This window comes from Enterococcus sp. H57 (genome assembly GCF_003112495.1).
In the GTDB taxonomy this organism is placed as follows: domain Bacteria; phylum Bacillota; class Bacilli; order Lactobacillales; family Enterococcaceae; genus Enterococcus_B; species Enterococcus_B faecium.
In genome coordinates this window covers 1-2,838 of the sequence record NZ_BEHC01000055.1, presented here as the reverse complement: position 1 = coordinate 2,838, position 2,838 = coordinate 1, and the positions used below count along the sequence as shown (strand labels likewise).

Annotated in this window: 1 protein-coding gene and 1 pseudogene; one reads left to right on the top strand and one right to left on the bottom strand. The window is 30.5% G+C overall.

Annotated elements, in window-relative coordinates; translation table 11 throughout:
• Positions 1–335: pseudogene (locus DIZ30_RS10305) on the top strand (DNA adenine methylase); the annotation flags it as partial.
• Between the two features lie 609 nt (positions 336–944).
• Here DIZ30_RS10305 and DIZ30_RS10300 read toward each other — a convergent pair.
• Positions 945–2,441, bottom strand: a complete 1,497-nt coding sequence (locus DIZ30_RS10300; RefSeq protein WP_109023203.1) for a helix-turn-helix domain-containing protein — start codon at positions 2,439–2,441, stop codon at positions 945–947.
• Between the last annotated feature and the right edge of the window lie 397 nt (positions 2,442–2,838).

Below are 2,838 nucleotides of genomic sequence, written 5' to 3'. Positions count from 1 at the left end.
TCTGTGAATTGGTTGTCGTTAACTTTATTCTACAGAAGGGACTTCCTTTTTTGTATGGATTTTTTCATTTACACAAAATATTTTATACTCTCAACAAATTTATCAATCTGATTAACAAAACCATTGTAAACATTGAAGAATGGCCAAGACAGAAAGAAATTTGTAAAAAAGAGTTTAATCATCCTTTTTCTTTAGAGGAAGGGTTTGCGACCTTCTTCCTAAATATAACGAACGTAAGTGGTATTACTAGCGGTGGACAGATAGAGGGGACAAAACAAGAAAGTAAGTACAAGGTAGGTTGTTGCTTTAATAAGCAATCTTTAATAAAAAAATAAGGGATATTTCTTTACTAAAAGATTCAATTAACTAATATGGATGTTGAATCTTATACAGATGGTATTTCATTTAATTATCCAAAAGAGAAAATGTTCATTTTTTTGAGCCTCCATATTTTAATCAATGTAAAAAAATCTTTATTTGAATTTATTGATAAAGATAAGCATAGCATTAGGGATTATTACTTATGACAATCCAGATGAAATTTATTGAGATTTATAAAGAATTTCGCTAAAAATATAAGTATATGCTTAGATATTCTGTTAATAATAAGCGTAAAGAAAAAGCTTGGGAATATCGTTTTACTAGTTAAATTACAAAAATTGATAATTTTGCTAATGTAGAACCTTTGAAACTAATTGATAAGTAGCTTTTTACCAAAAGCACACCACGTAACTTGAATACGATTGAAAACTAATCATTAAAATTTATTATTAGCAAAGTGATTAATCCTATTCAAAAAGCACCTAGCTTCAATTATCGTCAATGAACTTAATTTCATAGCTGAAGAAAAATCTGAATAAAGAAACGATGGCTGAACCCTTGATAGATAAGGGTTCAGCTCTTTTTAGGAACTTATGTCATAGCCACTTTTTTACATAAATCAGCTAATTAGAGAACAAATTTTGTAATTTGAGATGATAAACTTCTAAAAGACGTTGATACAGATCAGTTTCAAAATCGCTGTAATGACAAAGATCAAGGACTATATACTTAGAAGAATCAAGACCAGCAGGAATCAGTAGAGGTGAACCAAAGATGAAAAAGTCGTATTCTTCAGTGATGGGAAGTGTGAGTCGCTCGATATCTACAAAGGGGATCTTCTTTCCTAAATTCAAGATTTCTGCGGAAATCAGATGTTCAGAGACGTTAACAAACCCAACTTTCAATTTATAGTTTTCATCGATTTCTGAATAATACGGATAAAGTAAACTGGTTTGTAGAAAGACTAATTCACTTACGCATGATTTCAGCCATGTATAGTTTTTTCGTTGTGCGATTTTTTTCCAAAAACCTTCGATTTTGATTGTCAAGATACGTAAAAGTGGGTATTTATCTCTAATATAAGAAGAGACAAATAGTGTGGTCAAAGGAATTTTTTGCTTGAACATGCTAAAATTACCAATTGATAGATAGAGATTCAAAAGCAAAGCTGGCTCTTTTTCAAACTGGAGTGTACCAATAAATGTCTGACAATGCTTCTGAAATTCCTCTAAGATATCTTTGACCTCATTGCTCGGTTGTTCATACGAATGATGAACGATCGGCACACGAATGTCTTGATTAGAGGTAAGAAGCGGCCAGTAATAGAATAAGTAAAACAAAGAGTTTACCTCTAAGATATCTAAACGAAGATTCGCAATTTTGAAGAAGTCGTAAAAAAAGTCAATGTTTGTTTCGCTTGGAATAAAGGAATCTCTTGATAATCTATAGATATCCGTAAAATGATTATTTTCGATCCTCAGCAAACAAATCAGGCAATGGAGGCTGGCTTGTTTTTTTCCTAAATCAAACTTATTCTTGTGTTGCGATCCTTCGTGCTTATAAATCAATGCACGAACTTCTTGGCTGTAAGGAATGCTATCCAGGCTTTCCCCTAATGAAACAAACCAAAAGAAATTGAAAAAGATGATGCGAATCAGCATTTCAGAACCAGATAAGGTAAGATTCGATAAATTCAAGTTGATATTGTATTCCTTCAAATATTCAGCCAATTTTTTTGTTTGCCGAAAACACGTTGAGCGGCTGATAAATTGGCGATTGCAAAAAGCTGCAAGATTTTCATCTTGTTCGGTCAGAAGACTGATCAATAATTTATAAGGAACACTTTCTGTTGATAGGTAATGTTGGTATTGGATATATTGAACAAGTTGTTCAGGAATGGATAACTTATTTTTATTATGTAACAGTTTAATATCAGTAAATTGTTCTAAATCATCTTGTATATCACATAGGATTTTTTTGAAACGAGTCGCACTGAAATAGAAATCTAAGTTTTCTCGTACATGATCTAAACTATATTCCTCCGGCCGTAAGGTCATCACCTTTCCATACACGCTTAATTTCATTCTCGCATGGTCATCTAATAAAATTTTTTCAATCAATTCTTCACCTTCTTTTTATGTTTTTATTATTAATACCGTATTTATTTTTTCTTGTAAATACTTGTCTCGATTTTTTAAAAAAACTATACAGGATTTAGAAATATTTTTTTTTAATTTATCTCAAAATTACCACTTAATGAGTATATTTTTTGAGAGAAAAGAATAAATAACCTATTTTCAATAACTAATTATTAGATATATTTATTAATCTATCTCAAGTTTAATTTCCTTTAAAATAACTCTGATTGAATAGTTAGAGCCAAAAGAGAAGAGAATTAGAAAGATTGGTGAATTTTTTCTTTTTTTTATATTACGCCGATTGTAAAATTAAGCTAGACAACTAAAAAAGTCATTTGTGCTACACTCAAAATAGTTCCGACCAAAGAATTATAAGGAG